A 278-nucleotide genomic window follows, 5' to 3' on the forward strand; every position below is an offset into this window, starting at 1 on the left:
TGCTGGACACGCGCGTCATCGGCCGTGACGAACAGCTGGACTACGCCGACTATTTCACGGCCCAGGGGCTGGACGCGGCGCGCTTTTCCTCCGACATGGCCAATCCCGCACGCCAGCTCATGGGCGCCACGCAGACCCAGTGGCTTGGCCAGCAGATGGCGGCCTCGCAGGCCACCTGGCAGGTGCTGGGCCAGCAGGTGCTGATGGGGCGCATGGAGCTGCCGGCGCCCTTGCTGATGGACATCCTCAGCCCCGGCAGCGGTGTCTCGCTGCCGGCC

Annotated in this window: 1 protein-coding gene; it reads left to right on the forward strand. The window is 69.4% G+C overall.

The window, feature by feature from the left end:
* Positions 1-278 (forward strand): alkaline phosphatase D family protein (locus ACSNOK_RS34065; protein WP_436784606.1); only part of this gene is annotated, 278 nt, incomplete at both ends.

The sequence above is a fragment of the Streptomyces sp. URMC 126 genome, from assembly GCF_051386555.1.
Lineage (GTDB): Bacteria > Actinomycetota > Actinomycetes > Streptomycetales > Streptomycetaceae > Streptomyces.